We start from the raw sequence: 24,334 nt of genomic DNA on the forward strand, positions 1-24,334 counted from the left end.
CTTGTGATGAATTGACCGCCAACGCAGGGTGGATCGACCGATGGGTGAGGATGGCGGCATGAAGCCGGTGATTCTCGATGTCGACACTGGGCTGGACGACGCCTGTGCACTACTGCTCGCCGCCCGCCACCCCGATCTCGACCTGAAGGCTGTGACGTGTGCAGGCGGCAACGTCGGCCTGGACGACGTTGTGATCAACACGCTAACGGTGCTGGAAGCCGCAGGGCGTTCTGACGTGCCAGTCGCGGCCGGCGCCGCCGTACCACTGCTCCAGCCCGTCCGCGCGGCTACGCACGTGCACGGCGTCGACGGACTCGGCAACCTCGACTGGCCCCGCTCTACTCGTACGGCGGGCGCCGGGCATGCGGTCGAACTGCTACGCGACGTACTGCGTGCAGCCGCCGCATCAGGTGAGCTGGTGACGCTGATCCCGCTGGCACCAATGACGAACATCGCACTGCTGCTCCGCACCTACCCCGACGCCGCGGCCGGACTGCGCGAGATCGTCTTCATGGGTGGCGCGGCCGGGATCGGGAACGCGACTGCGTCGGCGGAGTTCAACATCTGGACCGACCCTGAGGCGGCCGCGATCGTTCTCACTGCTGCAGCGGAGCTCGGCGTACCGGTGACGATGTACGGCCTGGACGTGTTCTACGACGTAGTGATCTCACTGGATCAGGCACGGTCGCTGGGTGGTTCGCCGTCGGCCGAGCTGGCGCGGAAGCTGATCGAGAAGCGCAGCGAGCTCTACCGCCGGTCCGACGGCGCGAGCATCGGCGATGGCGGCGCGGTGTGCGCGGTGATCGATCCGGCCGGGCTCACGACGCAGTCGTTCCCGCTGCGGGTCGAACTCTCCGGCAGTTGGTCCCGTGGCCGGACGATCGTCGACACGCGCGACCGGTCCGCCGACCTCACCAGCGATCCCCATGGCCCGTCGCCGACCGTCGTACAGGTGGCAACCGCGGTGGACGGCGCGCGGTACGCCGATCTCTGGATGAGCACGGTCAAGTAGCAAGCAGGTCGTTCAGCCGGGCGCGTACGCCGACCATGAACAGGTCGAGTCCGTCACTGAAGCGGTCAGGCTCTGTCGGTTCCGCCACGACGGCTGCGAGCGTCCAGTGCGCACTGGTCTCGAAGATGGCGCGGGCCTGCGGCTCGGGTACGCCGAGGTCCACGAGGGATCGGATTTGTGCGCGGACGAGTTCCGCGCGCGATCCGTCGCCCTGGTCGCGATCGGGCGTGGCCTTCGCCTGGATCAGCCCGGCCAGACCGGGATGGTCGGCGTAGAACGCTCGCAACTCGAGCGAGCCGGCCGTGGTGACCGCGATCCAGTCGTCGACGGTGTGGATCTCGTCGTACGCCGTGAGATCGGCGGCGAACTGGTCGAACGCGTTCCGGGCGACCAACTCGAGCAACTCGTCCTTGTTGCGGACGTGGTGGTAGAGCGACGGCGCGCGGACCTGGAGGCGCTCAGCGACCGATCGCATGGTCAGGCCTGTGACTCCGTCGGCGCGGATGATCGCCAGCGCGGCGTCGGCGATCGCGGCGGCCGAGATCCCGGCCGCCGTATGTGATGACGGATCGCGTCTGCTCACGGAAACCTCATTGTCGGCGCGGTTCGGCACGGGCTAGGTTGCTGTCTAACAGCATTAGACAGCCTACTCGAGGACGGCACCCGTGTCTGGACTGCGCCCGACCTATCCGCTGCGCACCGAGCGACTCGACCTTCGGCCGCACCGGATGGACGACCTGGACGACCTGTACGCGTTCCACTCCCGGCCGGAGGTGGTGCGCTATACGCCCTGGCCGGTCCGCGATCGCGAGCAGACCCGGGCCGCACTCGAGGTCAAGCTCAACCAGGACGCGCTGACCGAGCCGGGCCAGTGGCTCGTACTCGCGATCGAGTTGCGCGAGACCGGCAGGGTGATCGGCGAGGCCCTGCTGAAATGGGCGAGCGAGACCGACCGCCAAGGCGAGATCGGGTACGCCCTCCACACCGACTACCACGGCAAGGGATTCGCCTCCGAGGCCGCTCGCGAACTGCTGCGGCTCGGCTTCGACGACCTCGGGCTGCACCGGATCTGCGCCGTACTCGACGACCGCAACGCCCCGTCGGCGCTGCTGCTCGAACGGCTCGGCATGCGTCGCGAGGGGCACCTGATCGAGTGCACGTTCTTCAAGGGTGAATGGGCGAGCGAGTACGTCTACGCCCTCCGCGCGGACGAATGGCGCGCCTGACCCCGCTGCTTTACTGGGCTCGGGGGTGGTTGCGATGGGGATCGACAACCAGATCTACGACCGGATCGGCGACAGTTGGTGGGACGAGGCCAACCCGCTGAACATGCTGAACGGGAGTTTCACGCCCGGGCGGTTCGCCTACTTCCGCGCCGTACTCGATCGCATTGGACTGGATCCGGCCGGACTGCGGGCGCTGGACCTCGGGTGCGGCGGCGGATTCATGGCGGAGGAGTTCGCGCGACTCGGGTGCCGGGTGGTTGGGGTCGACCCGTCATCGGTGTCGATCGAGACCGCCCGGCGACACGCGGATTCGTCCGCTCTGGAGATCGAATACGTCGTCGCAACCGGTGAGCAGCTCCCGTTGGATGGCGAGCGGTTCGAGCTCGCGTACTGCTGTGACGTGCTCGAACACGTGGCCGATCTGGACCTCGTGATCAAGGAGACGGCCCGTATTCTCAAGCCCGGCGGTCTCTATCTGTTCGACACGATCAACCGGACGACCGCGAGCAAAGTGTTCGCGATCAAGGTGGCGCAGGACTGGCGGTTGACCCGGCTGGTGGACACCCAGTTGCACTCCTGGGAGATGTTCATCAAGCCGACGGAACTTGAGGAGACGCTGCGCCGGCACGCAATGCGCCTCGGCGAGATCGCCGGCCTCGGGCCGCGGTCGAGCAAGGCGACACTGCTGTGGAACTTCATCCAGACCCGACGCGGCCACCTCACCTTCGGCCAGCTGAGCCGCCTGATGGACGTCGGTCAGGTCAAGGACACCGCGATCTCCTACATGGGCTACGCCACGAAGGCCACCTGACCGCCGCGACCGATCAGCGGGCGATCGGGATCTGCAGCGTTTGGCCGGGTACGACGTCGGCCGGGGTCGCGAGCTTGTTCAGGTCGGCGATCCGCTCGACCACGATCGCCGGGTCCTGCGACGGGTTGGTGCTCTGGGCGATCGACCACAAGGTCTCCCCCGGGGCCACCTGGACGGGGACCGTGTGGGTGAAGCTCGGACCAGGCACGAGCACGCCGGTCACGCGCAGGCCCAGTACGACGACGGCCGAGCCGAACACGATCACCGACAAGGCGGTCAGTAGCAGTCGCCCGCGTCGGATGAGCCGCAACGCCGGCGCCTCAGCCTCGGTGACCCGCCGGCGCCGAACTCGTTGCCCGTCGGCGACCTGACGGCCGAGGTCGTCACCGGAGCAGGCCCGGACCGGAAGGCGCTCCGTCGTCGTCCCAGCGATCCTGGGCCGGCGGCGTGGGCGCGCGTCGGGCACCGCCTCGGGTGCCTGGCGTGCCACCAGTGCGTCTGCCGCGAGAGCCGCTGTGCTCATCGGATCCTCCAGACCTCGTTCAGACCTCGTCCTGCGGTGTCGATCCCTGTCTACCGGCCGCCTCCGACAGTTTCCGAGGCCGACCTCCGCGGCGACCGGCCCGAACACCTGTTCGATCGAACGCCTGTACGAATGATTAACCGACCGACCCCCGTTGCGCAACCATCTCCAACCGGGACACGCCCAGGAAATTCCCGAGCTCGCGCACGCCTTATAACCCGACACACGAACAGGCGTGCGAACCGACACGCCTTCGAACAGATGTTTGAAGAATCTCAGGATTCGGTCTACGGTCGTGTCAGTCGAGCAAGCTCGGCCGGTGCACCGCCGGCCCGACCCGAGGAGCAACCACCGATGGCCAGGACGCCGAGCGGTTCCAGCAAGGACGACCCGCGCACGGAGCAGACCGCCACGGACCAGACCGTGGCCGAGCTGCCCGACGGTCCGGCCGACGCGACCGGGCTGACGCCACGTCAGCGCCGGGTCCTGGACGTCATCCGCGACTCGGTGGACCGCCGCGGCTACCCGCCGTCGATGCGCGAGATCGGTGAGCGGGTCGGCCTGACCAGCTCGTCGTCGGTGTCGCACCAGCTCCGCGTGCTGGAGCAGAAGGGCCTGCTCCGCCGCGACCCGAACCGTCCGCGCGCGATCGAGGTCCGCTACCCGGGCGAGGTCGACGCCGCCGCCCGCCGGTCCGCGCTCGGCTCAGTGCGACAGACGACGTACGACGAGACCGGTGCGGGCGACGCGCACCCGGACGCGGCCTACGTGCCGGTGGTCGGCCGGATCGCCGCCGGTGGGCCGATCCTGGCCGAGCAGGAGATCGAAGAGGTCTTCCCGTTGCCCAAGGCAATGGTCGGCGAGGGCACGCTGTTCATGCTCCGGGTCAAGGGTGAGTCGATGATCGAGGCGGCCATCTGCGACGGCGACTGGGTCGTGGTGCGGCAGCAGCCGACCGCGGAGAACGGTGACATCGTCGCTGCCATGATCGACGGCGACGCGACGGTGAAGACGTTCAAGAAGACCAAGACCGAGATCCTGCTGCTACCACACAACCCGGCCTTCGAGCCGATCGACGGCAAGGACGCGATCATTCTCGGAAAGGTCGTAACAGTTCTGCGCCGAGTCTGACATCTCAGACGACGCGCGAAGTCGGGCGTGTCGTGTCAGCATTGAGTCATGACGACTGTCTATGACTTCAGCGCCCGGCGGATCGAAGGCAATGAACAGTCTCTTGCCGATTTCCGCGACCAGGTGCTCCTGGTGGTGAACACGGCGTCGCAGTGCAGCCAAACCCCGCAGTACACCGGACTGCAGAAGCTCTACAAGGCATATCGCCGGCAGGGCTTCTCGGTTCTTGGCTTCCCCTGCGACCAGTTCGGCCACCAGGAGCCTGGTGACGAGAACGAGATCGCGAACTTCTGTTCGACGATCTATCACGTCACGTTCCCGATGTTCGCCAAGATCGACGTCAACGGCTCGAAGACGCTTCCGCTGTACAACTGGCTGAAGCGTGAGCAGGGCGGCCTGCTCGGCGGACGGATCAAGTGGAACTTCACCAAGTTCCTGATCGGGCGGGATGGCGGGGTGATCGCACGGTACGCGCCGACCCATTCCCCCGAGAAATTGGCCGACAAGATCGAGGCGGCCCTCACGATTCCCGCGCCATCTCGGGAAGCGAACGACTGACCCACCCAGGCGGAATCGTGGCGGCGATTCCGCGTGGCGGCAGTAACCGACGTGAACAGCACCAGAGTTCATCTCGGCGTTGCCTGAAATCGCGGCGGAAATGAGACACCTGAACATCATCCGTCGCAGCGCAACACCATTCGCACCGCATTCCGAACATTTGCCCGGCCCCGCCGTGTCTGCTCATTCCCGCGGTGCAGCCCCAGACGCACGAGAACATTCCCGTGCATTCGCACAGTCGTCCCCCACCGCGGGCCGAGCCCACGTCAGACGACGACCGATTCCGGGTCGATGTCCAAGCGGAGGCCACGCCAGACGGGGTGGCGGAGGCGGGCGTCAGCGGCCCAGCCGGAGTAGGTGACTTCGGCGACCAGAACGGGGTCGAGCCAGTGGGCCCGACGCCGGTCCGAGGTGGGGATGGTGGCCGGGTCGAAGGGTGGCCGGTCGATCTCCAGGCCGGCGAGTTCGGCGCTGAGCACGTCGAGCGTGGCGAAGTCCAGACCCGAGCCGACCTTCCCGATCAGGACGAGGTCGCCACCAGGCTCGGTGTAGGCGCCGCAATAGAAGGATCCGATCCGGCCGGACCGGTTTCCTTCGCCCGGATGCCACCCACACAGGATCACATCACGCGTCTTCACCGGTTTGACCTTGATCCAGTCGGCGCTGCGACGGCCCGGGAGATAGCGCGACTTCCGGCGTTTCGCGACCACGCCTTCGAGCCCGGTCGACGCCGACAACTCCAGCGCCGCGTCGGCGTCGTCGTACGCGGGTGGGGTCTCCCAGAACAGGTCGCCGATCTCCAGCGAGTCGAGCAGCCCGCGGCGGTCGTCGTACGTTGCCTCTAGCAACCACTTGCCGTCGAAGCGGAGCAGGTCGAACAGCCGGACCGAGACCGGCACCTCGGTGATCAGGTGCCGCAGCTGACGCGGATCCCGGACGTGCATCCGCCGTTGCAGCAGGCCGAACGACGGTGCCCCGTTCTCGTCCAGGGTGACGATCTCGCCATCCAGCACGGCGGGCAGTCGCAGCCCCGGCGCCTCGGCCAGACCGATCAGCTCGGGGTACCCGCCGGACACGTCGCGACTGTTGCGCGACCACAACCGGCAGACGCCGTCGTCCACCTCGGCGATGACCCGGATGCCGTCCCACTTCATCTCGTACGACCAGCCGGCTCCCGACGGCATCTCCCCCGACGCCGCCATCATCGGCAGCACCGGTGGAGTGGTCGCCGGACTCATGACGACTGCAACCGCTTCAGGGCGCCGAGCACCTTCTCACGATCGGCGGTCGGCCACATCGGCGGCAAGGAGGCGCGCAGGAAGGCGCCGTACCGCTGGGTGACGATGCGGGGGTCGAGGATGGCGACCACGCCGCGGTCGCTGCTGCGGCGGATCAACCGGCCGGTGCCCTGGGCAAGCAGCAGCGCGGCATGGGTCGCGGCGACGGCCATGAACCCGTTCCCGCCGGCCTCGTCGACCGCGCGCTGACGAGCGGCCATCAACGGCTCGTCCGGACGCGGGAACGGCACCCGGTCGATGATCACTAGGTTGCAGGTCGAGCCTGGTACGTCGATGCCCTGCCACAGCGACAGCGTGCCGAACAGCGAGGTCTCCGGCTCGTCGACGAACTCGCGGGCCAACTCCCCCAGCTGCGCGTCGCCCTGGCACAGCACCTTGAGATCGGTCGCCTCCCGCACCGCGGCGGTCGCCGCCTCGGCCGCCCGGCGGGACGAGAACAACCCGAGTGTCCGGCCGCCGGCGGCGGTCACCAGGTCGATGATCTCGTTGAACTGCTTCTGCCCCAGTCCGTCGCGGTGCGGCGGCGGCAGGTGCTTGGCGACGTACAGGATGGCCTGCTTCTCGTACTCGAACGGCGAGCCGACATCGAGGCCGCGCCAAGGGAGCGGGCCGGTCTCGGACGACGAATCCAGCTCCGGCATCTCATCGTCGTCAGCGAGCTTGTCCGACGGACGCAGGCCCACCTGCCGGGCGATCGAGTCGAAGTCGCCGCCCAGGGTGAGGGTCGCGGACGTCAGCACGGCGGTCCGGTCCTTCAGCACGAGCTCGCGGAGCAGGCCGGCGACGGTCAGCGGAGCGATCCGGAGCTCGCGGCCGAAGCGTTCGCGGTCGACCATCCAGACGACGTCGGCATCGCTCAGCGCGGCTACCCGCTCGGAGACGTCGAAGATCTCCTTGACCGCACCCTTCGACTGCCGTTTGGCGCCATCCGGGTCGTCGTCCTTGTCGTCGGACTTCTTGTTGAGATCGGAGTACAGCGAGCGGGCGGCGTCGCGGACCAGCGCGGCCGCTTCGAGCACCGCACCGTTCGAGGCCTCGATCCGGCCTTCGCGGGTCCCGTCCAGCGCCGCCCGCAGCGCGTCCGAGGCGTCGATCAGGTCATCCGCCTTGTCGTCGTCGACGAACCGGCGGGACCGCTTCGCGGCGCGCTCGACCATCTGCGGCGACAGCTCGTCTCCCGCGGCACCGGTGACGCGGGCCGGAAGCTCGTGCGCCTCGTCGACGATGATCACATCGTGCTCCGGCAGGACCGTACGGTTCTCGAACGCGTCGATCGACAGCAGCGCGTGGTTCGTGATCACGATGTCGGACTTGCGGGCCTGTTCCTTGGCCTTCTCGGCGAAGCACTCCTCGCCGTACGGGCACTTCTGCGCGCCGAGGCACTCGCGGGCCGCGATCGCGACCTGCTGCCAGGCCTGGTACTGATGCGAGGGCGCGTGGTCGCGGTCACCGGCCTCACCGTCGAGCAACTGCTGCTCGGCCCAGTCGCGCAGCTCCAGCACCTGCTGGCCGATCTGACCGGGCGGCGGCACGTCGATGAGCATGCCGTCGTCATCCGGAGCGCCCTCACGGATCCGGTGCAGGCAGGCGTAGTTGTTGCGGCCCTTCTGGATCGCGTACGTCGGTCTGCGCGGGAGCAGCTTCTCCGTCGCGTCCAGCAACGCCGGTACATCGCGATCGACCAGCTGGGACTGGAGCGCCAGGGTCGCGGTGGACACCACGACGCGCCGGTCCTCGATCGCGTGCAGTAGCGCGGGCACGAGGTAGCCGAGGGACTTACCGGTGCCGGTGCCCGCCTGGACGAGCAGATGGGAGCCGTCGTGCATGGAGGTGTTGACGGCCTCGGCCATCTCCACCTGACCAGGCCGGGTCTGACCGTTGATTCCGGAGACAGCGGCTTCGAGCAGTTCGCGTACGTCAACTCCCACCGCCACACCCTAGCCCGCGCGACGGACAGATTTCCGTTCGGCGGGCCAGGGCTGTGGATAACCCCCTAGACCACAGCGCCGCGGTCAGGCTGTGCGTCCCGGTCCACCTGCGGGCGCTTCGGACGCGGCGGCGGCGCCGGGTAGCGACGCTCCAGCTCGAGCAGCAGCGGGGCCGCGGTCAGGTTGGACGAGTACGTGCCGACCAGGATGCCCAGCAACAGCGCGAGCGCGAAGTCGGCCAGCGAGTCACCGCCCAGGAACAGCAGCGCGCTCAGGATGAACAGCGTCGAGATACCGGTGTTGATGGTCCGCGGCAGCACGTTGACGATCGCGGTGTCGATCACCGGCCCGAGGCTCTCGGTCGAGCGCGCACTGCGCGTCTCCCGGATCCGGTCGAAGACGACGACCGAGTCGTTCACCGTGTAACCGATGATGGTCAGGATCGCGGCCAGGAAGATGCCGTCGATCGGCTTGCCGGTCCAGGCGAACACTCCGACCACGACCGCGACGTTCTGCAGGAGAGCCAGTACGGCGCCCGCACCGAAGGTCCATCGGAACCGCGCGGCCAGGTAGAGCAACTGCGCCAGCAAGGCGATCCCGAGCGCGATCAGACCCTTGTTCCGGAGCTCGCTGCCCAGCGACGGGCCGATGCTCTCGTTCCGAATCAGCTCGGTCCCGCCGCCGATCCGGGAGATCGACTCGCGGATCTTCTCGGCCTCGTCGTCACTGATCGTCCCGGTCCGGACGGTGATGTCGTCGGCGCCGGACGCCTGAACCACAGCGTTCGGATACCCGGCCTCGGCGACCACGGCGCGGGCCTGGTCCGGCGTGATCTGCTGCGCCGTGCTGACCTCGAGCAGCCGCCCACCGGTGAACTCGATCCCGAGATTCAGCCCGCGCACGAAGACACCCGCGAGGGCGATCACGATCGCCACGGCGGTGATCAGCAGCCAGCGCCGGCTGTGCTGCATCAGCGAGGGCCGGCGCGCCTCCAGCCAGGTCCGGACCCGGCCGTGCCCGGCGATACCGCTCATCCCCGGACGCTTCAGCACGAACTTGCGGGAGACGAAGAACTCCGCCAGGACACGAGTCAGCACCAGCGCGGACAGCATCGACGCGATCACACCGATGCTCAACGTGACGCCGAAGCCGCGGACCGGGCCGGCGGCCAGGAAGAACAGCAGACCGGCGGCCAGCAACGTGGTGATGTTCGAGTCGGCGATCGCGGACAGCGCGTTCTGGAAGCCGCTGCGCAGCGACCGCGCCAATCCGTCCGTACGGCCCTCGATGTAGTCCTCGCGGGCTCGTTCGAAGACGAGCACGTTCGCGTCGACCGCCATACCGATCGCGAGCACGAACCCGGCCAGACCGGGCAGGGTGAGCGTTGCGCCGAGTGCGGTCAGAGCGGCGTACGACATACCGGAGTAGGCGACCAGGCCGAACACGGCCATCAGGCCGACCAGGCGGTAGACCAGGATGATGAACAGCGCGGTCAGCGCCAGGCCGATGATCGCGGCCGTCGCGCTGGCCTGGATGGCGTCCTTGCCGAGCGACGGGCCGACGGTGCGCTGGTCGATCACCTCGACCGGGACCGGCAGCGAACCGCCCTCGATCAGCGCGGCCAGGTCCTTGGCGTCGGTCTCGGTGAAGGTGCCGCTGATCGTGCTGGTGCCACCGGTCAGACCGATGTTGCACAGGTTGTTGCCGCCGTCGGGGTCGACCTGCGGGGCGCTGATCACCTCGTTGTCGAGCACGATCGCGATCATCCGCGGCGGCGTGTTGACCGGCTGGCAGGCGGCCTTGCCGGTGATGTCGGCCCAGATCTTGCCGCCGTCACCCTTGAAGTTCAGCTCGACGAACCATCCCTGGGCGACCTGCTGCGGGTCGAGTCGCCCTTCGGCGCTGCCGATCATCTCGCCGGTCATCGCGGGCTTGGCCATCCGCAGGAAGCCCTGGCCGTCCTCGGGCGGCAGGTACACCTCGCCGGCGGCCGGTTTGGCCGGCTTCTGCGCGACCTGGTCGAGCACCTGGTGGAAGGTGAGCTGCGCGGTCTTGCCGATCACCTTCGCGGCCTCGCGCGGGTCCTGGACGCCGGGCAGCTCGACGATGATCCGGTTCTCGCCCTGGCGGGTCACGCTCGGCTCGCTGACACCGAGGGCGTCGATCCGGCGGTGCAGCACCGAGGTCGCCTGGTCGGTGGTCTCCTTGGTCGCCTTCACCGTCGGCGAGTCCTTCGCCTGCAGCACGATCTGTGTGCCGCCGCGCAGGTCGAGCCCGAGCTTGGGCGTGGCCGTCAGGACGACGTACGTCGACAGGGCCAGGACGACGAGCGCGAGCAGCGCACGGACGAGGGACGACCGGTTCACAACTTCCTCCGGAGCTGGGCACCCGCCGTACGGGTGTCGTGACAGAGAGCACACCACGCGACGTGGAACGCACAGTGTATGGAGCCATTCAAACCCATCGACGCGGCCCGGGAGTGCCATGGCATCAGGTCGCAACCGAACTGATTGACGCGTCAGGTGAGCACGCCCTAGCTTCTCAGCACTCGTCGTTCCGTAGCCAATTGCGGACCGACGGTGATCACCCCTCCGCCCCGGTGGGTGATGAGTTCCCTGAGGAGGAACCGTGCGTCATCGCATCCGTTTGTCCCTCGCCGCCGCCACTCTGGTGCCGGCCCTCGCCCTGACCACCGCCGGCACTGCCGGCGCGGCGCCCGTCCCCGAGCCGTCAGCCCGCATCGTCGCGGTCCAGCTGGCCAAGGCCGAGGCCGGTGTGTCCGCGGTCAAGGACACCTACATCGTCGAGCTGAAGAAGGGCGTCCGGCTGAAGAGCGGGCTCGGCATCGCGCCGCAGCGCCAGTTCAGTACGGCGGTCAACGGGTTCAGCGCCAAGCTCACCCCGGCCCAGCTCGCCGACCTGCAGAAGAACCCGGACGTGGTCGCGATCTCGCAGGACGTCTACGTGCAGAACGTTCTGGACACGACCCAGACCAACCCGCCGTCGTGGGGGATCGACCGGATCGACCAGCGCAACCTGCCGCTGTCGAACTCGTTCACCTACACCCGGACCGGCTCCGGCGTGCACGCGTACATCATCGACTCCGGCGTCGACCCGTCGCACCCGAACTTCGGCGGCCGGGCCACCTTCGACTTCAACGGCATCGACTCCAACAACACCGACTGCAACGGTCACGGCACCCATGTGGCCGGCACCATCGGCTCAACGTCGTACGGCGTCGCCAAGAGCGTCCGGCTGCACGGTGTGAAGTGGCTGAACTGCAGCGGCGGCGGTACGGCGTCCTCCGCGATCGCAGCGGTCGACTGGGTGACCCGCAACGCTGTGAAGCCGGCAGTGGCCAACGCTTCGTGGAACTTCAGCGCCAACACCACGCTGGAGAACTCGCTGCGCGCCATGATCAACTCCGGCGTGTTCCTGGCCGCGTCGGCCGGCAACACCGGTGCCAACTCGTGTGACCGGCTGCCGCGCAAGATCTCGACCGCACTGGTTGTGGCTGCGTCCACGAGCACCGATGCACGGGCGTCGTACTCCAGCACCGGGTCCTGCGTGGACATCTACGCACCGGGCTCGGCGATCGTGTCCACGCTGCCCGGCAACACCACCGGGTCCTACAACGGCACCTCGATGGCCACGCCGCATGTGGCGGGTGTCGCGGCCCTCTACCTGCAGACGAGCCCGTCGGCGAGCCCCGCCACGGTCAAGTCCTACATCGAGACCAACGCTACGCCCAACGTGATCAGCGGTGGCACGACCGGCGGCACCGTGAACCGCCTGCTGTACTCGAACGGCCTGTAAGTCACCAGCCGACGCCCCCGGGTCCTACTCGGGGGCGTCGTCTATTCCGTGCTCGATGGCGTAGCGAACGAGCTCAGCCCGGTTGTGCAACTGCAGCTTCCGCAGTGTGTTCTGCACGTGGTTCTCCACCGTCCGGTGCGACAGCACTAGCCGGGTGGCGATCTGCCGAGCTGTCAGCCCACGCGCGACCAGCCGGAGCACCTCGGTCTCCCGCTCGGTGAGTTGCGGCACCTCAGGGCCGCTCGCTCCCAGTCGCCGGTACTCCCCCAGCAGCAGTCCGGCCAGACCGGCGCTGAACACGGCGTCGCCTTCCGCAGTACGTCGTACGGCGTCGTCGAACTCGTCCAACGAGGCCGACTTGACCAGATACCCGGATGCCCCGTTCTTCACCGCGGCCAGTACGTCGTCCTGCTCGGCGCTGGCCGACAACACCAGGACTCGCGTGTCCGGCAGCGCTGTGGTGATCTCCCGGGTCGCGTCGACACCGGAGCCGTCGCCCAACTGCAGGTCCATCACCACCACGTCCGGCCGGGTCGCCAACGCGATCTTCACCGCACCCGACACGTCGGAGGCCGTCGCGCAGACGTCGTACCCACGGCTACCCAGATCCCGGGCGACGCCCTCGCGCCACATCGGATGGTCGTCGACGATCATCACCCGCGTCATGCCGTGCTCACCTTCAGCTCCCACTCGGTTCCTTCGCCCGGGGCGGTCCGGACCATCACTGATCCGCCCAGGTCGGCGATCCGGCCGCGGATCGACTGGCTGACGCCCAGGTGCCCGTCGACCCGGGCCTGTTCCAGCCGGGCGGGCGTCGTACCGGATCCATCGTCGCGGATCGATACCAGCACCTCGTCACCCAGGTCCTCGACCACCACCCACGAGCGTGCCCCCGGACCCGCGTGCTTGTCCACGTTGCTCAGCGCTTCCTTGACCGCGGCAACCAACTCCGACGCCGTGGCAGCAGGCAACAAGACCTGCCCGGCCGGTACGACGACGTCCACCCGTGTGGTGGCCAACGGCAACAACAGTCCGCACAGGTCGACCCGGTCGCCCTCGGCAGCGGTCGGCCGGGACGACATCAAGGTGCGCAGGGCAACCTCCTGCTCGGCGGCCAACCGCGCCAGCTCGACCGCCTCGCCGCCGATCGCGGTGCCGCGGCGCTGCACCTGGGCCAGCACCTGCAGTACGCCGTCATGGATCGACCGGCTGAGCCGGAGCCGCTCCGCGGTCGCGCTCTCGGTCGCGATCGCCTTCCGCAGCCGGGCTCCCGCCTGACGCAGGGTGGAAGCGGCGTACCCGACGACCAGACCGGCGACGAGCAGCAGTTGCACGTTGGCGAGGATCTTCGCGGCGTTGTCGACGCCACGCAGCGACAGCAGCGCCAGACTCACCGTCGCGGCGGCGAGCAGACCGCCGTCGCGGCCGCGGGAGATCGCCAGCGCGATCACCGGCCCGGCCGCCCAGACCGAGGTCAGCACGGAGGCACCGGCGCGGATGTCGAGCAGCGGCTGCGCGAGCAGCGTCGCGTACATGCAACCGACGGTGACGATCAGGTCGGCGAACGCGAGCCGGGTGTTCCGCCGCCCCCAGCGCCGGCTGTAGCCGATCGAGGAGATCACCGTCCAGACCCCCATGATCGCCAGCTGGAGCACCGCCCCGGACGGCCGGACGATCCCGTCCCAGCGGCTCCAGACGCCGAAGCAGGCGAAGACCCAGGTGATCAGCCGGAACACCACGAGCGCACGCCACAACGGCTGCAGCAGGTCGACCGAGTCACGCTCCACGCGGACAGTCTGCCAATCGATCCGGCCCGCGCGCGTGAGTAGTTCCACCGATGGTGCAGGTTTCCCCGCACCTTTCCCGACATTTCCCGGTTCCACTTCAGGAATCGCGGATTTCCCCGTACTGTCGCGCGGAAACACGCTCGGGGGAGCTCTGAACACGCCGCGTCACCACGCGCGGAGAGTATCGACGAAAGGTACGGAGGGGAATCGTGCGCAAGCTACCCGTCGGGCTGTTCAGCCTGGCACTGGCGGCGACGGCAGGGGTGGGTATCGCCTCGGCCGGCAACGCCGCCACACCGCCCCGGGAGGTGGACGTCGCGCAAGTCGCGGGCGAGGCGTCCGCGCCGGACGAATTGCCCAGTCCACTCGAGGACAAGCGTCGTGAGCTGCGCCAGGAAGCCCTGACCAAGGTGCTGAACGGCCAGGCCAAGCCGGAGAAGCGCGGTGCCAGCACCGTCGTCAACCTCGGCGCCAAGCAGGTCGGTGCGAAGGGGGTGACGAACGCCGCCGGACGGGTCGACCAGTACGTCGAGCTGGGCCGGGAGAAGACCGACCGGATCTTCGTCGTCCTCGCGGAGTTCGGTAACACCCGGCACCCGAACTACCCCGACCAGGACACCTCACCGAACTTCCCCGGCCCGGCGACCTTCGAGGGACCGCTGCACAACGCGATCCCGGAGCCGGACCGCTCGGTCGACAACTCGACCGTCTGGCACCCGAACTACGACCGCCAGTACTTCGAGGACATGTACTTCGGCACCGGCAACTCGGTGAAGAAGTACTACGAGAAGCAGTCCTCCGGCCGGTACAGCGTCGACGGCACGGTCACCGACTGGGTCAAGGTCCAGTACAACGAGGCCCGCTACGGCCGCTCCAACGGGTACCCGTGCGGCGGCAACGTCTGCAACAACACCTGGGCCCTGGTCCGGGACGCGGTGAACCAGTGGGTGCTCGACCAGAAGGCGGCCGGGCGGACCACCGCGGAGATCACCGCCGAGCTGAAGACGTTCGACCAGTGGGACCGCTACGACTTCGACGGCGACGGCAACTTCAACGAGGCCGACGGCTACATCGACCACTTCCAGATCGTCCACTCCGGCGGCGACCAGGCCGACGGCGACCCGTGGCAGGGTGAGGACGCGATCTGGTCGCACCGCTGGTACGTCGGTCTGGCCGGTGGCCCGGCCAACAACCCGGCCGGCGGCACCCAGCTCGGCGACACCGGGCTGTGGGTCGGCGACTACACGATCCAGCCGGAGAACGGCGGCATCAGCGTCTTCGCGCACGAGTTCGGCCACGACCTCGGCCTGCCGGACCACTACGACACCTCCGGCCCGCCGGTCGAGAACGGCGTCAACTGGTGGTCGATCATGGCCCAGAGCCGGGTCAGCAAGCCCACCGACGGCGGGATCGGCGAGCAGGCGGCCGACTTCGGCGCCTGGGACAAGCTGCAGCTCGGCTGGCTGGACTACGAGATCGTCGCGGCCGGCCAGAACCGGACCGTCGAGCTCGGCCCGCACGAGTACAACTCGAACAAGGCCCAGGGCCTGGTCGTGACCCTGCCGAAGAAGCAGAAGGTCAACGAGCTCGTCCCGCCGGCCGCGGGCAGCAAGTCCTGGTGGAGCGGCCAGGGCAATTCGTTCACCCACACGATGAGCCGTCAGGTCACCCTGCCGGCCGGCCCAGCCGCCCTGACCTTCCAGGCCAACTGGACGATCGAGGACTGCGGTACGACGGCCTGTGACTACGCCTACGTCGAGGTGGACGACGGCACCGGCTACAAGCCGATCGCCGGCAACATCACCAAGGCCGCAGAGGGCAACGGTATCGACGGCGCCAGCAACGGCTGGGTCCCGGCGACGTTCGACCTGTCGGCGTACGCCGGTAAGACGGTTGGCCTGCGGTTCCGTTACACGACCGACCCGGCAGCCGTCGAGAAGGGTTTCTTCGCCGACGACATCAAGGTGACCTCGGGCACGACCACGCTGGTCGAGTCCGGTGCGGAGGCCGCACCGGAAGGCTGGACACTGGACGGCTTCAGCGCACAGGGTGCCAGCTTCATCAGCCTGCACGACAACTACTACCTGGCGTCGCACATCAACTACGTGGGCTACGACCAGCACCTGAAGACGGGGCCGTACAACTTCGGCTTCGCCAACACCAAGCCGGACTGGGTCGAGCACTTCCCGTACCAGGACGGTCTGCTGCTCTGGTACTGGGACACCTCGCAGTCCGACAACAACACCAGCCAGCACCCGGGCGAGGGCGAGATCCTGCCGATCGACTCGCACCCGGTGCCGATCAACAAGCTCGACGGCACCATCTGGCGGCCGCGGGTCGGCGGGTACGACGCTCCGTTCGGCCTGGAGAAGGCGGACTCGTTCACCCTGCACACCAACGGCCAAGGCAGCTACATCCGTGGCCAGGCCGGTGTGTCCACCTTCAACGACAGCAAGACGTACTGGTTCGCCGAGCAGCCGAGTGCCGGCGTGAAGGTGCCGAACAACGGCGTCAACATCAAGGTTCTCGAGCGCAACGGAACGACCATCAAGGTCGCGGTCTCCAAGCGCAAGTAGTGCCCTGAGCACCAAAGAGACGGCCCCGGGATCTCCCGGGGCCGTCTTCTGTATCTGGTGTTACTTGGCTGCCGCTACCTGGTACGGCGTGAGGTCGCCGGCCAGGTCGGGGTGGACCCGGGCGGTGACTCGAGTGCCGTCGGGGGTGTGTTCGAGTTGGTCGACCGAGCCTTCGGAGTGGATCCGGGAGACCAGGTCGCCGCGCTCGTACGGCAGCAGGAGGTCGAGTGCGACGTCCGGCTGAGGCAGTGCCGCCTCGACCAGGGCGCGTAGCTTGTCGATGCCCTCGCCGGTGTGCGCCGACACCACCAGAGAACGCGACTCGCGGTGCAGGATCGGTGCCAGTGCGATCGGGTCCGCGATGTCGCCCTTGTTGATCACGATGATCTCCGGGACGTCGGCGGCACCGATCTCGTGCAGCACCTCACGGACCGCCTGAATCTGCGCCAGCGGGTCCGGGTGCGAACCGTCCACCACGTGCAGCAGCAGGTCCGCGTCGGCGACCTCCTCCAGCGTCGAGCGGAACGCCTCGACGATGTCGTGCGGCAGGTGCCGGACGAACCCGACGGTGTCGGTGAACGTGTACACCCGGCCGTCCGAGGTCGTCGTACGACGGGTGGTCGGGTCGAGGGTCGCGAACAGCGCGTTCTCGACCAGCACCCCCGCGCCGGTGATCCTGTTCAGCAGCGAGGACTTGCCGGCGTTGGTGTAGCCCGCGATCGCGACCGACGGGATGGAGTGCCGGCGGCGCTCCTGCCGCATCGTCGAGCGGGTGCCCTTCATGTCCTTCAGCTCACGGCGGAGCTTGGAGATCTTGGTGTTGATCCGGCGCCGGTCGGTCTCGATCTTGGTCTCACCGGGACCACGGCCGCCGATACCGCCGCCGGCCGCGCCGACGCGTCCACCGGCCTGGCGGGACAGGTTGCCACCCCAACCACGCAGCCGCTGCTTCATGTACTGCAGCTGGGCCAGCTCGACCTGGGCCTTGCCTTCCTTGCTCTTCGCGTGCTGGGCGAAGATGTCCAGGATCAGCGCGGTCCGGTCGACCACCTTGACCTTGAGCTTGTCCTCCAGGTTGCGCAGCTGCGCGGGCGCCAGCTCGCCGTCGGCGATCACCGTGTCCGCGCCGAGCGACGCGACCAGGTTGCGCAGATCGGACACCTTGCCGGAGCCGATGAAGGTCGCCGGGTCGGGCTTCTTCCGCCGCTGGATCACGCCGTCCAGCACCTCGGAACCGGCGGTCTCGGCGAGCAGTTTCAGCTCGGCCAGCGAGTTCTCCGCGTCCTCGGCGCTGCCCTCGGTCCAGACGCCGACCAGCAGCACCCGCTCGAGCAGCAGCTTGCGGTACTCGACCTCGCTGATGTCGGTCAGCTCGGTCGACATGCCGACGACGCGGCGTAGCGCCTGGCGTTCCTCGAGTTCCAGGCCCTCGGTGCCCAGCTCCTCGCTCGGCTCCGAGTCGTGACCCGTCAACGAATCGCCGGAGTCATCGCCCTCTACGAGGTCAAGTTCGACGTCGGTGGTCTCGTCGTAAAAGTTCGAATGGGTCGTCATATACCTTCCATCGTGGCACGGGCCACCAGTACAAGCGACCCGATTTCAGACGTCAACGCCCCACGCCCGGACTGAATTCCCGTTCAGGCGGGCAACCAGGCCCGGTCGAACTCCCCGCGAGCATGCACGACGGCCGGTCCAGTCATCTCGATGTGGTTGTCTGCACGCCACGTCACGGTGACAGAACCACCGAGTACATCAACACGGTAAGTAACCGGCAGCTCCTGGTGAGCCTGCCGAGCGGACGCCACCGCGACCGCACACGTACCTGTCCCGCACGACCGTGTCTCCCCCGCCCCACGCTCATGCACCCGCATGGCGACCTCATGAGGCCCTTCGCGTACGACGAATTCGACGTTCACGCCCGCTGGGAAAGCCTCGGCCGGCGACCACCCCGGCTGGTCGATCAGATGACCGGGCTCGCTCAGATCGTCGACGAAGGCAACGGCATGTGGATTGCCCATGTCGACGTGCATGGCCGGCCACTGGTGCCCGTTCGCCTCGACCACGATGCCCGCCGGGCCGGGCAGCACGGGCTCGCCCATGTCCACGGTCAGCGTGCCGTCGTCGTTCAGCACGACCTCTTTGATCCCGGCCCGGGTCCCGACCCGGACCGGCTTGTCCCCGGCCAGCCCGGCGTCCACCAGATACCGGACGAACACCCGGATCCCGTTGCCGCACATCTCCGCGATCGAGCCGTCCGAGTTCCGGTAGTCCATGAACCAGTCGCCGCCGTCCTCGACGTACGACTGCTTGCCGCCCTCGATCACCCGCAGCACACCGTCCGCCCCGATCCCGGCGTACCGGTCGCAGAGGAACCGCACCAGGCTCGCGTCCAGCTCCCCGTGGATCGATCCGTCGGGGTCGGGCAGCAGCACGAAGTCGTTCTCCGTGCCGTGACCCTTGAGCCAGGGAAAGGTGGTCATACCGAAATGCTACGGGCAGACCGCAGACCCGCACGTCGCCGGCCTTCGAGCCACTGCGCGACATGCGTCGCCACTACGGCGAGGTTCAGCCAGGAGCGGGCGGGTCGCCGGGGGCATTGGGGGGCGGCTTGCCGGTCGGCGGCTCTTGGTGTGTGGCGTCGGCCTGCCGGGCAGCGGATCGGCGCCCGAACAGGTGCAGCCTGCCCCGGCGTCCGTCGTCTGGGTTGAGCTCGTGGTCGCCGCGGGGCGTGCCGTTCCCCAACGCGCTCGCCGTGTAGGCGCGGGCGGTCTCCCGCTCCTCGATGAGGTCGTCGCGAGCCTGGCTGGCAGCGGCGGTCTCGCGGCGGGACTCCTTGAGCCCGCGGCGCGCCGCGCTGCCGCGGCGGGAGGTGCGGCGCGCCCCGGCCAGCAGCAGGGTCAACCCGAACAGGGCTACCGCCCCGACCACGATGCCGTAGAGGAACAGCGTGCCGGTGGAGCCGGTCACGTGGTAGCCGAACACCGCGAACGCGTCATCGCCGAGCGTCTGGGCGCCGCCACCGTTGCCGAGAACACCGGCCACGCCGACGATCACCGCGGCGAGCAAGATGATGAGCCCCAGGATGACGATCACGACGCACTCCGAACATCTACCCTCTAGGCCTAGAGTCAAGCCGTTCGCCAGAGCTGTCAACCGCGTAGATCTCCACGCGTAGGAATGCGGCGACCGCTGGCCACGAACACGTCCGGTCGGCCTGAATTGTCTCGGCTGGACCACCCACCGAGGTGTCGTACGGTTTGGGCATGACCGACGGTATCGCCGTGTGCTTCTGGGAACGGGAGGACGCGGAGGCAGTCGCTGCCCGGCTGCACGGTGAGGTACGGCGCGGGCGGTTCCACGGAGAAGACGACGACGAGGACCACCCGTGGGTCGTCGTACTCACCGAGGTTGACCACGCCGTCCTGGACGAGCTCCTGACCGAGTACGACGGCTGGCTCGAGACAGCCGTGGAGTCGCCGGCTGCCGCACCGCCGCCGTTGCCTGAAGGTCCACGCCGGTTCAAGCGGACCTGAGCACCCGACCCGGCCGACGACCCGTGGGTACGCCGTCCGCGAGAACCGGCTCGCCCGCCACGAGCACGTGCTCGATCCCGACCGACAACTGCCACGGATCGTCGTACGTCGATCGATCGGCAACCTGAGCCGGATCGAGTACGACGAGATCCGCGACCGCACCTGGTTTCACCACACCCCGGTCGTCGATCCCCAGCCTCGATGCGGGGAGCGAGGTCATCCGGCGGATTGCCTCGGGCAACGTCAGAACGCCTTGGTCCCGGGCGTAGCGGCCGAGGACGCGGGGGAAGGTGCCGAAGTTGCGCGGATGCGGGTGACCGGGGCCCGTCGCACTGAGGATCCAGCCGTCGCTGGCCACGCTGGTCAAGGGATGCCGCAGTACCGTCACGACGTCGTCCTCGTTCATCGCGTGGTTGACCACGCTGACCGCGGCATCGTGGTGCTCGAGGACGCGCAGGACGGCCTCCGCCCCGTCCACGTCGTCGCGGTCGGCGATGTCGGCAACGCTCAGGCCGCGGCAGTCCTCGTACCGTCCAGGCGGCAGGAACGCGATCACGAGGGCTCGAGGGTCGAATCGCTCGCCGGTGCGCATCGCGGCCGCGATCCGCTCCCGGTCGACCGGATCCGCGAGGCGGGCCAGCAGCGAGGCAGTCCCGCCGTCCATCGCCCAGGTGGGCAGCCAGGCGGTGAGCGTCGTACTGGAAACTGTGTACGGATAGACGTCCCAGGCAACGTCCAGCCCGTCGGCCCGCGCCTGGTCGAGACGTTGGAGTGCGGCGGTGACCAAGCCGTGGTTGGCCTTGCCGGCAGCCTTCAGGTGGGAGACCTCCAAGCGGGCACCACCGGCTCGGGCGGCCGCGATCGCTTCGTCGAGCGCTTCGAGCAGCTGCGCGCCCTCATTCCGGATGTGCGTCGAGTAGAGCAGACCGCGCTCCCCCGCCGTCGCCACCAACGCAGCTACCTCGGCCTCGTCGGCGAACGTGCCCGGCGCGTAGATCAGCCCGGTCGAGAACCCGACCGCTCCCTGGTCGGCGGCCTCGCGAAGCAGGTCCTGCATCTGCCGCAGCTCGTCCGATGACGGCGCCCGCTCGGCACCACCCATGACCGCGAGCCGGAGCGACGAATGGCCGACCTGCAGGGCGACGTTCACGGCGAGTCCATCCCGCTCGACCGCATCAGCGAAGCCCTTGGTGTCGTGCCACGACCAGTCGTGCTCGGGAGCCAGGAACGCCGTACCGGCCTTCATTTGCCCCAGGTCGGTGATCGGGAACGGCGACCAGCCGCAGTTCCCAGTCACGAGTGTGGTGACGCCTTGATACAGCTGGGTGGGCGCGTCCGGCGAGGTCTGCGCGGTGAAGTCCGCATGCGAGTGCAAATCGATGAACCCCGGTGCCACAATGTTGCCCGTGGCATCGATCACCTCAGCGCCGGACACGTCCGCGCCGGGCGGCAGTACGGCGGCTATCCGCCCGTCCTCGACCAGCACCGTCCCGGCCACCGGCTCCGCACCGGTCCCATCCACCACCTGCCCACCGGTCAGTGCCGTGCGCATGGAGCCGCTCCTGTTCTGGTCAGAGGGACAGCGTGGCGACGGTGTTCGCCGCGATCAGCTCAGTATCGACGGTATGACCGAGGCCAGTTGCCTTGGGCACCTGTACGACGCCGTGCTCGGCGGTGACGGGTGGGGTGATCAGGTCCCGGGCGTAGTACTTCTCCGAGGCGGACACATCCGATGGGAGGGTGAACCCGGGCAGGCTGGAGATGGCGACGTTGGCGGCCCGGCCGATGCCGAACTCGTGCATCCCGCCGCACCAGACCGGGATGCCGGCCTGCTGAGCACGGTCGTGGGCGGCGCGGGCTGCGGTCAGTCCGCCCATCCGCGACACCTTGATGTTCAGCACCCGTAGCGCCTCGATGGACAGCGCGGTCTCTAGGTCGTCGAGCGTCTCCACGCTTTCGTCCAGGCAGATGGGCGTGACCAGGTGCTGTTGCAGGCGAGCGTGCGCGAGCAGGTTCCGCGGCGCGAACGGCTGCTCGATCATGGTCAGCTCGTACTCGTCGAGTGCGCGCAACGCGGTCAGGTGCTCGACCGACTCGGTATAGATGCCGTTGGCATCGACATGCAGGTCCAGATCGGGGTAGTCGGCCCGGACGGCCCGCACCGGCTCGACATCCCAGCCCGGCGCGATCTTCAGCTTGACTCGTGGATAGCCGGCCGCGACCTGGCGTCGTACCTCGGTGAGCAGGTCGTCGATCGTCGGCTCGATCCCCAGCGACACACCGGCGACGACCTCCGCCCGAGTCCCGCCGAGTGCCTGTGCGAGCGGGACATCCTGCACGGAGGCCCACAGGACCCAGGCGGCGACATCCACACCGGCCTTGGCGAACTGGTTGCCGCGGACCTTGGCCCACAACTCCGGCACCTGCTCGGGCCGCTCCCATGACTGCCCGAGCACGGCCGGGAGAAGGTAGCGCTCGGCGATGTGCCAGCACGTCTCGACCGTCTCCGGCGCGTAGTACGGAGCGGACGACGACGCGATCTCCCCCCAGCCGACCGCGCCGGACGCGTCCTCTAGCTCGACCAGGATGTGGTCGAGCTCGGTCTTGCGGTGCGAGCTGGTCCGGAACGCGTGCACCAGCGGCAATCTGACGCGGTGCAGCCGGGCGGCGGTGACCTTCAGCTCAGTTGACATACAGTCCCAACTCCGTGTTCAACCGGTCGCGCTCACCGAGTCGCCGGCGGGCACCCTTCGCGCTCGCCGTGGTCAGCGTCGCCAGGACGTGCAGCACGGACGCGACGACGGTCGGCGAGTCGACGTACGACGCACTGCCGGTCGCAACGTAGATGCACTGGTCCGCGATCTTCGCCAACGGCGCGTCCTCGAAGTCCGTGACCGCCACGAGCTCACCACCGGCCTCGACGAACTGGCGAGCGATCTCGACCGTGTCGCGGCGATACCGGCGCAGCGAGAACGCCACCATAAGGTCGCTCGACCGGACGTCGGACAGTACGTCGACGCCGCGTACGACCGTGCCGTCGATCAGGGTCACCTGGGACAGGCCGGCGCTGAGGTCGAAGGCGAGCAGCGACGCGTACGAGAACGACTTCGCCGAGCCGACGATGAACCGCCGGCGGGCGGCGACGATCCGGGCCGCCGCCTGGGCGATCGAGTCGTCGGCCAGGATCTGGTCGAGTGCCGCCTCGATGGACGCCCGTTCTTGCTCGACCACGCGGCGCTGCAACTGCGTCGACGATCGACGTTGCAGGCGGGCGTCGTACCGCTCGTGTGGGCTGGCGAGCTCGCGGTTGCGTGCCTTCAGGTCCTCAGACATCGCCCACCATCCCGAAGAGGTAGACCGCCGTCCCGTTCGAGAGCCGGCGGCAGGACTCGGCCGCCAGCCCTTTGCCGAGCAGATCGGTGAAGCCCTGACGGACCCGCTCGGCGATCTCAGGCGTGACGGCGGCGGGATCGGATGGCAGCGCCAGCCAAGGACGGTCGCCGCCGCCCATGATTCCCCAGTCCGCCTCGGACAGGTCCAGCTCGACGTCTTCGAGCGCCGGCGGCTCAGCACGCAGGTCCCACTCGATGACCACCCGGTCGCCGCCCGGTCCGTACATGTCGGGTGCGTACCACCGGCCGAGGGCGCCGAGCACGTCCAGGTTGAAATGCCCGTTGCGGATCTGGAACGGATCGTAGGTCCAGCGCATCCGCGTCATCCCGTGGCTGAGCGCCACCTCGCGCTGGGTCTGCTTGAGCAGGCGCCCGAGCCCGTGACCCTGCTGATCCGCCGCGACCACGGCCGACTGCGAGTAGTGGTAGAAGCCGCGCCGGTCGGTGCCGCAGAAGCCGTACGCGAACGCGACCAGCCGATCGTCCTCATCCAGTACGCCGACGACCGAGCCGCCGTTGCTCACCAGCGCACCGAGGAGCCGCGGGTTCAGCGCGTAGTCCGGGTCCTGATAGCCGAACACCGTGCGGTACAGCACAGCCGCCTCCGCGAACCGCTCCGCGGTGGTGAGCGTGACAGGGCGGAACCTCACGGCGGCCTCCTCAAAGATACGAAACGGATCTTGATGCTGTCCTGAGTAAATCCCTCGCGATCAGAGGGCGTCAATCGATGACCGGATGATGAT

General features: G+C 68.3%; 22 protein-coding genes. 8 read left to right on the forward strand and 14 right to left on the reverse strand.

The features are described from left to right. The first annotated feature begins 58 nt into the window (after positions 1-58). Positions 59-1,012, forward strand: a complete 954-nt coding sequence (locus V9K99_RS38495) for a nucleoside hydrolase (protein ID WP_337008652.1) — start codon at positions 59-61, stop codon at positions 1,010-1,012. Here V9K99_RS38495 and V9K99_RS38500 read toward each other — a convergent pair. Further along, positions 1,005-1,595: a TetR/AcrR family transcriptional regulator gene (locus V9K99_RS38500; protein ID WP_337008650.1), complete on the reverse strand. Its 591-nt coding sequence runs from the start codon at positions 1,593-1,595 to the stop codon at positions 1,005-1,007. The genes V9K99_RS38495 and V9K99_RS38500 overlap by 8 nt on opposite strands. Before the next feature lie 82 nt (positions 1,596-1,677). Here V9K99_RS38500 and V9K99_RS38505 point away from each other — a divergent pair, with 82 nt between their 5' ends. Together V9K99_RS38505 and ubiG are read left to right on the forward strand one after the other, a co-directional pair. After that, complete coding sequence (locus tag V9K99_RS38505) at positions 1,678-2,238, forward strand: GNAT family N-acetyltransferase (protein WP_337008648.1); 561 nt, start codon at positions 1,678-1,680, stop codon at positions 2,236-2,238. 34 nt (positions 2,239-2,272) lie between these two features. Then, positions 2,273-3,049 (forward strand): bifunctional 2-polyprenyl-6-hydroxyphenol methylase/3-demethylubiquinol 3-O-methyltransferase UbiG, encoded by a 777-nt coding sequence (ubiG, locus tag V9K99_RS38510; protein ID WP_337008646.1) that lies wholly within the window; start codon positions 2,273-2,275, stop codon positions 3,047-3,049. A gap of 13 nt (positions 3,050-3,062) precedes the next feature. Here the strand turns inward: ubiG and V9K99_RS38515 are convergent, their stop codons facing one another. Beyond that, the gene (locus tag V9K99_RS38515; RefSeq protein ID WP_337008644.1) at positions 3,063-3,572 is read right to left on the reverse strand and encodes a LysM peptidoglycan-binding domain-containing protein; all 510 of its coding nucleotides are present in this window, start codon (positions 3,570-3,572) and stop codon (positions 3,063-3,065) included. 354 nt (positions 3,573-3,926) lie between these two features. On the opposite strand from V9K99_RS38515, the gene lexA reads away from it, so the two are divergent. Beyond that, a complete protein-coding gene (gene lexA, locus V9K99_RS38520) occupies positions 3,927-4,703 on the forward strand; it encodes a transcriptional repressor LexA (RefSeq protein ID WP_337008642.1) in 777 nt (258 codons plus the stop codon). Between the two features lie 48 nt (positions 4,704-4,751). Continuing rightward, on the forward strand, positions 4,752-5,261 hold the full coding sequence (locus V9K99_RS38525; protein ID WP_337008640.1) for a glutathione peroxidase: 510 nt from the start codon (positions 4,752-4,754) through the stop codon (positions 5,259-5,261). A gap of 266 nt (positions 5,262-5,527) precedes the next feature. Here V9K99_RS38525 and ligD read toward each other — a convergent pair whose 3' ends face one another. The 3 genes from ligD to secD are packed head-to-tail and all read right to left on the reverse strand — an operon-like array spanning position 5,528 to position 10,853. After that, positions 5,528-6,499 carry a non-homologous end-joining DNA ligase gene (gene ligD, locus V9K99_RS38530; RefSeq protein WP_337008638.1) on the reverse strand — a complete coding sequence of 324 codons (972 nt, stop codon included), beginning with the start codon at positions 6,497-6,499 and terminating at the stop codon, positions 5,528-5,530. Further along, positions 6,496-8,493, reverse strand: a complete 1,998-nt coding sequence (locus V9K99_RS38535) for an ATP-dependent DNA helicase (RefSeq protein WP_337008636.1) — start codon at positions 8,491-8,493, stop codon at positions 6,496-6,498. The genes ligD and V9K99_RS38535 overlap by 4 nt, the downstream gene beginning before the upstream one ends. A 59-nt stretch (positions 8,494-8,552) precedes the next feature. Next, positions 8,553-10,853 (reverse strand): protein translocase subunit SecD, encoded by a 2,301-nt coding sequence (gene secD, locus V9K99_RS38540; RefSeq protein ID WP_337008634.1) that lies wholly within the window; start codon positions 10,851-10,853, stop codon positions 8,553-8,555. Between the two features lie 262 nt (positions 10,854-11,115). Between secD and V9K99_RS38545 the strand changes: the two genes are divergently transcribed. Next, a complete protein-coding gene (locus tag V9K99_RS38545; RefSeq protein ID WP_337008632.1) occupies positions 11,116-12,303 on the forward strand; it encodes a S8 family peptidase in 1,188 nt (395 codons plus the stop codon). 24 nt (positions 12,304-12,327) lie between these two features. Here the strand turns inward: V9K99_RS38545 and V9K99_RS38550 are convergent, their stop codons facing one another. Both V9K99_RS38550 and macS read right to left on the reverse strand, forming a co-directional pair. Beyond that, complete coding sequence (locus tag V9K99_RS38550) at positions 12,328-12,969, reverse strand: response regulator transcription factor (protein WP_337008630.1); 642 nt, start codon at positions 12,967-12,969, stop codon at positions 12,328-12,330. Next, on the reverse strand, positions 12,966-14,090 hold the full coding sequence (gene macS / locus V9K99_RS38555) for a MacS family sensor histidine kinase (RefSeq protein ID WP_337008628.1): 1,125 nt from the start codon (positions 14,088-14,090) through the stop codon (positions 12,966-12,968). Before macS ends, V9K99_RS38550 begins: the two co-directional genes overlap by 4 nt. Before the next feature lie 209 nt (positions 14,091-14,299). On the opposite strand from macS, the gene V9K99_RS38560 reads away from it, so the two are divergent. Next, positions 14,300-16,666, forward strand: coding sequence for an immune inhibitor A domain-containing protein (locus V9K99_RS38560; RefSeq protein WP_337008626.1), 2,367 nt, complete (start codon positions 14,300-14,302; stop codon positions 16,664-16,666). A 60-nt stretch (positions 16,667-16,726) separates the two neighbouring features. On the opposite strand, the gene hflX is transcribed toward V9K99_RS38560, so the two are convergent. From hflX to V9K99_RS38575, 3 genes are all read right to left on the reverse strand, one after another. Next, entirely contained in the window at positions 16,727-18,220 is a 1,494-nt protein-coding gene (gene hflX / locus V9K99_RS38565) for a GTPase HflX (protein ID WP_337008624.1), read from the reverse strand. A gap of 83 nt (positions 18,221-18,303) precedes the next feature. Beyond that, complete coding sequence (gene dapF, locus V9K99_RS38570) at positions 18,304-19,146, reverse strand: diaminopimelate epimerase (protein WP_337008621.1); 843 nt, start codon at positions 19,144-19,146, stop codon at positions 18,304-18,306. Between the two features lie 85 nt (positions 19,147-19,231). Then, positions 19,232-19,759, reverse strand: a complete 528-nt coding sequence (locus V9K99_RS38575; protein ID WP_337008619.1) for a hypothetical protein — start codon at positions 19,757-19,759, stop codon at positions 19,232-19,234. A gap of 170 nt (positions 19,760-19,929) precedes the next feature. Here V9K99_RS38575 and V9K99_RS38580 point away from each other — a divergent pair, with 170 nt between their 5' ends. Then, a complete protein-coding gene (locus tag V9K99_RS38580) occupies positions 19,930-20,199 on the forward strand; it encodes a hypothetical protein (RefSeq protein ID WP_337008617.1) in 270 nt (89 codons plus the stop codon). On the opposite strand, the gene V9K99_RS38585 is transcribed toward V9K99_RS38580, so the two are convergent. The 4 genes from V9K99_RS38585 to V9K99_RS38600 are packed head-to-tail and all read right to left on the reverse strand — an operon-like array spanning position 20,186 to position 24,241. Then, the gene (locus V9K99_RS38585; protein WP_337008615.1) at positions 20,186-21,751 is read right to left on the reverse strand and encodes an N-acyl-D-amino-acid deacylase family protein; all 1,566 of its coding nucleotides are present in this window, start codon (positions 21,749-21,751) and stop codon (positions 20,186-20,188) included. The genes V9K99_RS38580 and V9K99_RS38585 overlap by 14 nt on opposite strands. 19 nt (positions 21,752-21,770) lie before the next feature. Then, complete coding sequence (gene menC / locus V9K99_RS38590; RefSeq protein ID WP_337008613.1) at positions 21,771-22,892, reverse strand: o-succinylbenzoate synthase; 1,122 nt, start codon at positions 22,890-22,892, stop codon at positions 21,771-21,773. Further along, positions 22,882-23,532, reverse strand: a complete 651-nt coding sequence (locus tag V9K99_RS38595) for a MurR/RpiR family transcriptional regulator (RefSeq protein ID WP_337008611.1) — start codon at positions 23,530-23,532, stop codon at positions 22,882-22,884. The genes menC and V9K99_RS38595 overlap by 11 nt, the downstream gene beginning before the upstream one ends. After that, positions 23,525-24,241, reverse strand: a complete 717-nt coding sequence (locus tag V9K99_RS38600; protein WP_337008608.1) for a GNAT family N-acetyltransferase — start codon at positions 24,239-24,241, stop codon at positions 23,525-23,527. The genes V9K99_RS38595 and V9K99_RS38600 overlap by 8 nt, the downstream gene beginning before the upstream one ends. Positions 24,242-24,334 lie beyond the last annotated feature (93 nt).

Origin of the sequence: Kribbella sp. CCNWLW201, assembly GCF_037203805.1 — a bacterium.
Taxonomy (GTDB): Bacteria; Actinomycetota; Actinomycetes; order Propionibacteriales; family Kribbellaceae; genus Kribbella.

Bases quoted from the DNA above. Each gene is read 5' to 3' on its own strand.
- V9K99_RS38495 (WP_337008652.1), top strand. From the start codon at position 59: ATGAAGCCGGTGATTCTCGATGTCGACACTGGGCTGGACGACGCCTGT.
- ubiG (WP_337008646.1), top strand. From the start codon at position 2,273: ATGGGGATCGACAACCAGATCTACGACCGGATCGGCGACAGTTGGTGG.
- V9K99_RS38515 (WP_337008644.1), bottom strand. From the start codon at position 3,572: ATGAGCACAGCGGCTCTCGCGGCAGACGCACTGGTGGCACGCCAGGCA.
- lexA (WP_337008642.1), top strand. From the start codon at position 3,927: ATGGCCAGGACGCCGAGCGGTTCCAGCAAGGACGACCCGCGCACGGAG.
- V9K99_RS38525 (WP_337008640.1), top strand. From the start codon at position 4,752: ATGACGACTGTCTATGACTTCAGCGCCCGGCGGATCGAAGGCAATGAA.
- ligD (WP_337008638.1), bottom strand. From the start codon at position 6,499: ATGAGTCCGGCGACCACTCCACCGGTGCTGCCGATGATGGCGGCGTCG.
- V9K99_RS38550 (WP_337008630.1), bottom strand. From the start codon at position 12,969: ATGACGCGGGTGATGATCGTCGACGACCATCCGATGTGGCGCGAGGGC.
- hflX (WP_337008624.1), bottom strand. From the start codon at position 18,220: ATGACGACCCATTCGAACTTTTACGACGAGACCACCGACGTCGAACTT.
- dapF (WP_337008621.1), bottom strand. From the start codon at position 19,146: ATGACCACCTTTCCCTGGCTCAAGGGTCACGGCACGGAGAACGACTTC.
- V9K99_RS38580 (WP_337008617.1), top strand. From the start codon at position 19,930: ATGACCGACGGTATCGCCGTGTGCTTCTGGGAACGGGAGGACGCGGAG.
- V9K99_RS38585 (WP_337008615.1), bottom strand. From the start codon at position 21,751: ATGCGCACGGCACTGACCGGTGGGCAGGTGGTGGATGGGACCGGTGCG.
- menC (WP_337008613.1), bottom strand. From the start codon at position 22,892: ATGTCAACTGAGCTGAAGGTCACCGCCGCCCGGCTGCACCGCGTCAGA.
- V9K99_RS38595 (WP_337008611.1), bottom strand. From the start codon at position 23,532: ATGTCTGAGGACCTGAAGGCACGCAACCGCGAGCTCGCCAGCCCACAC.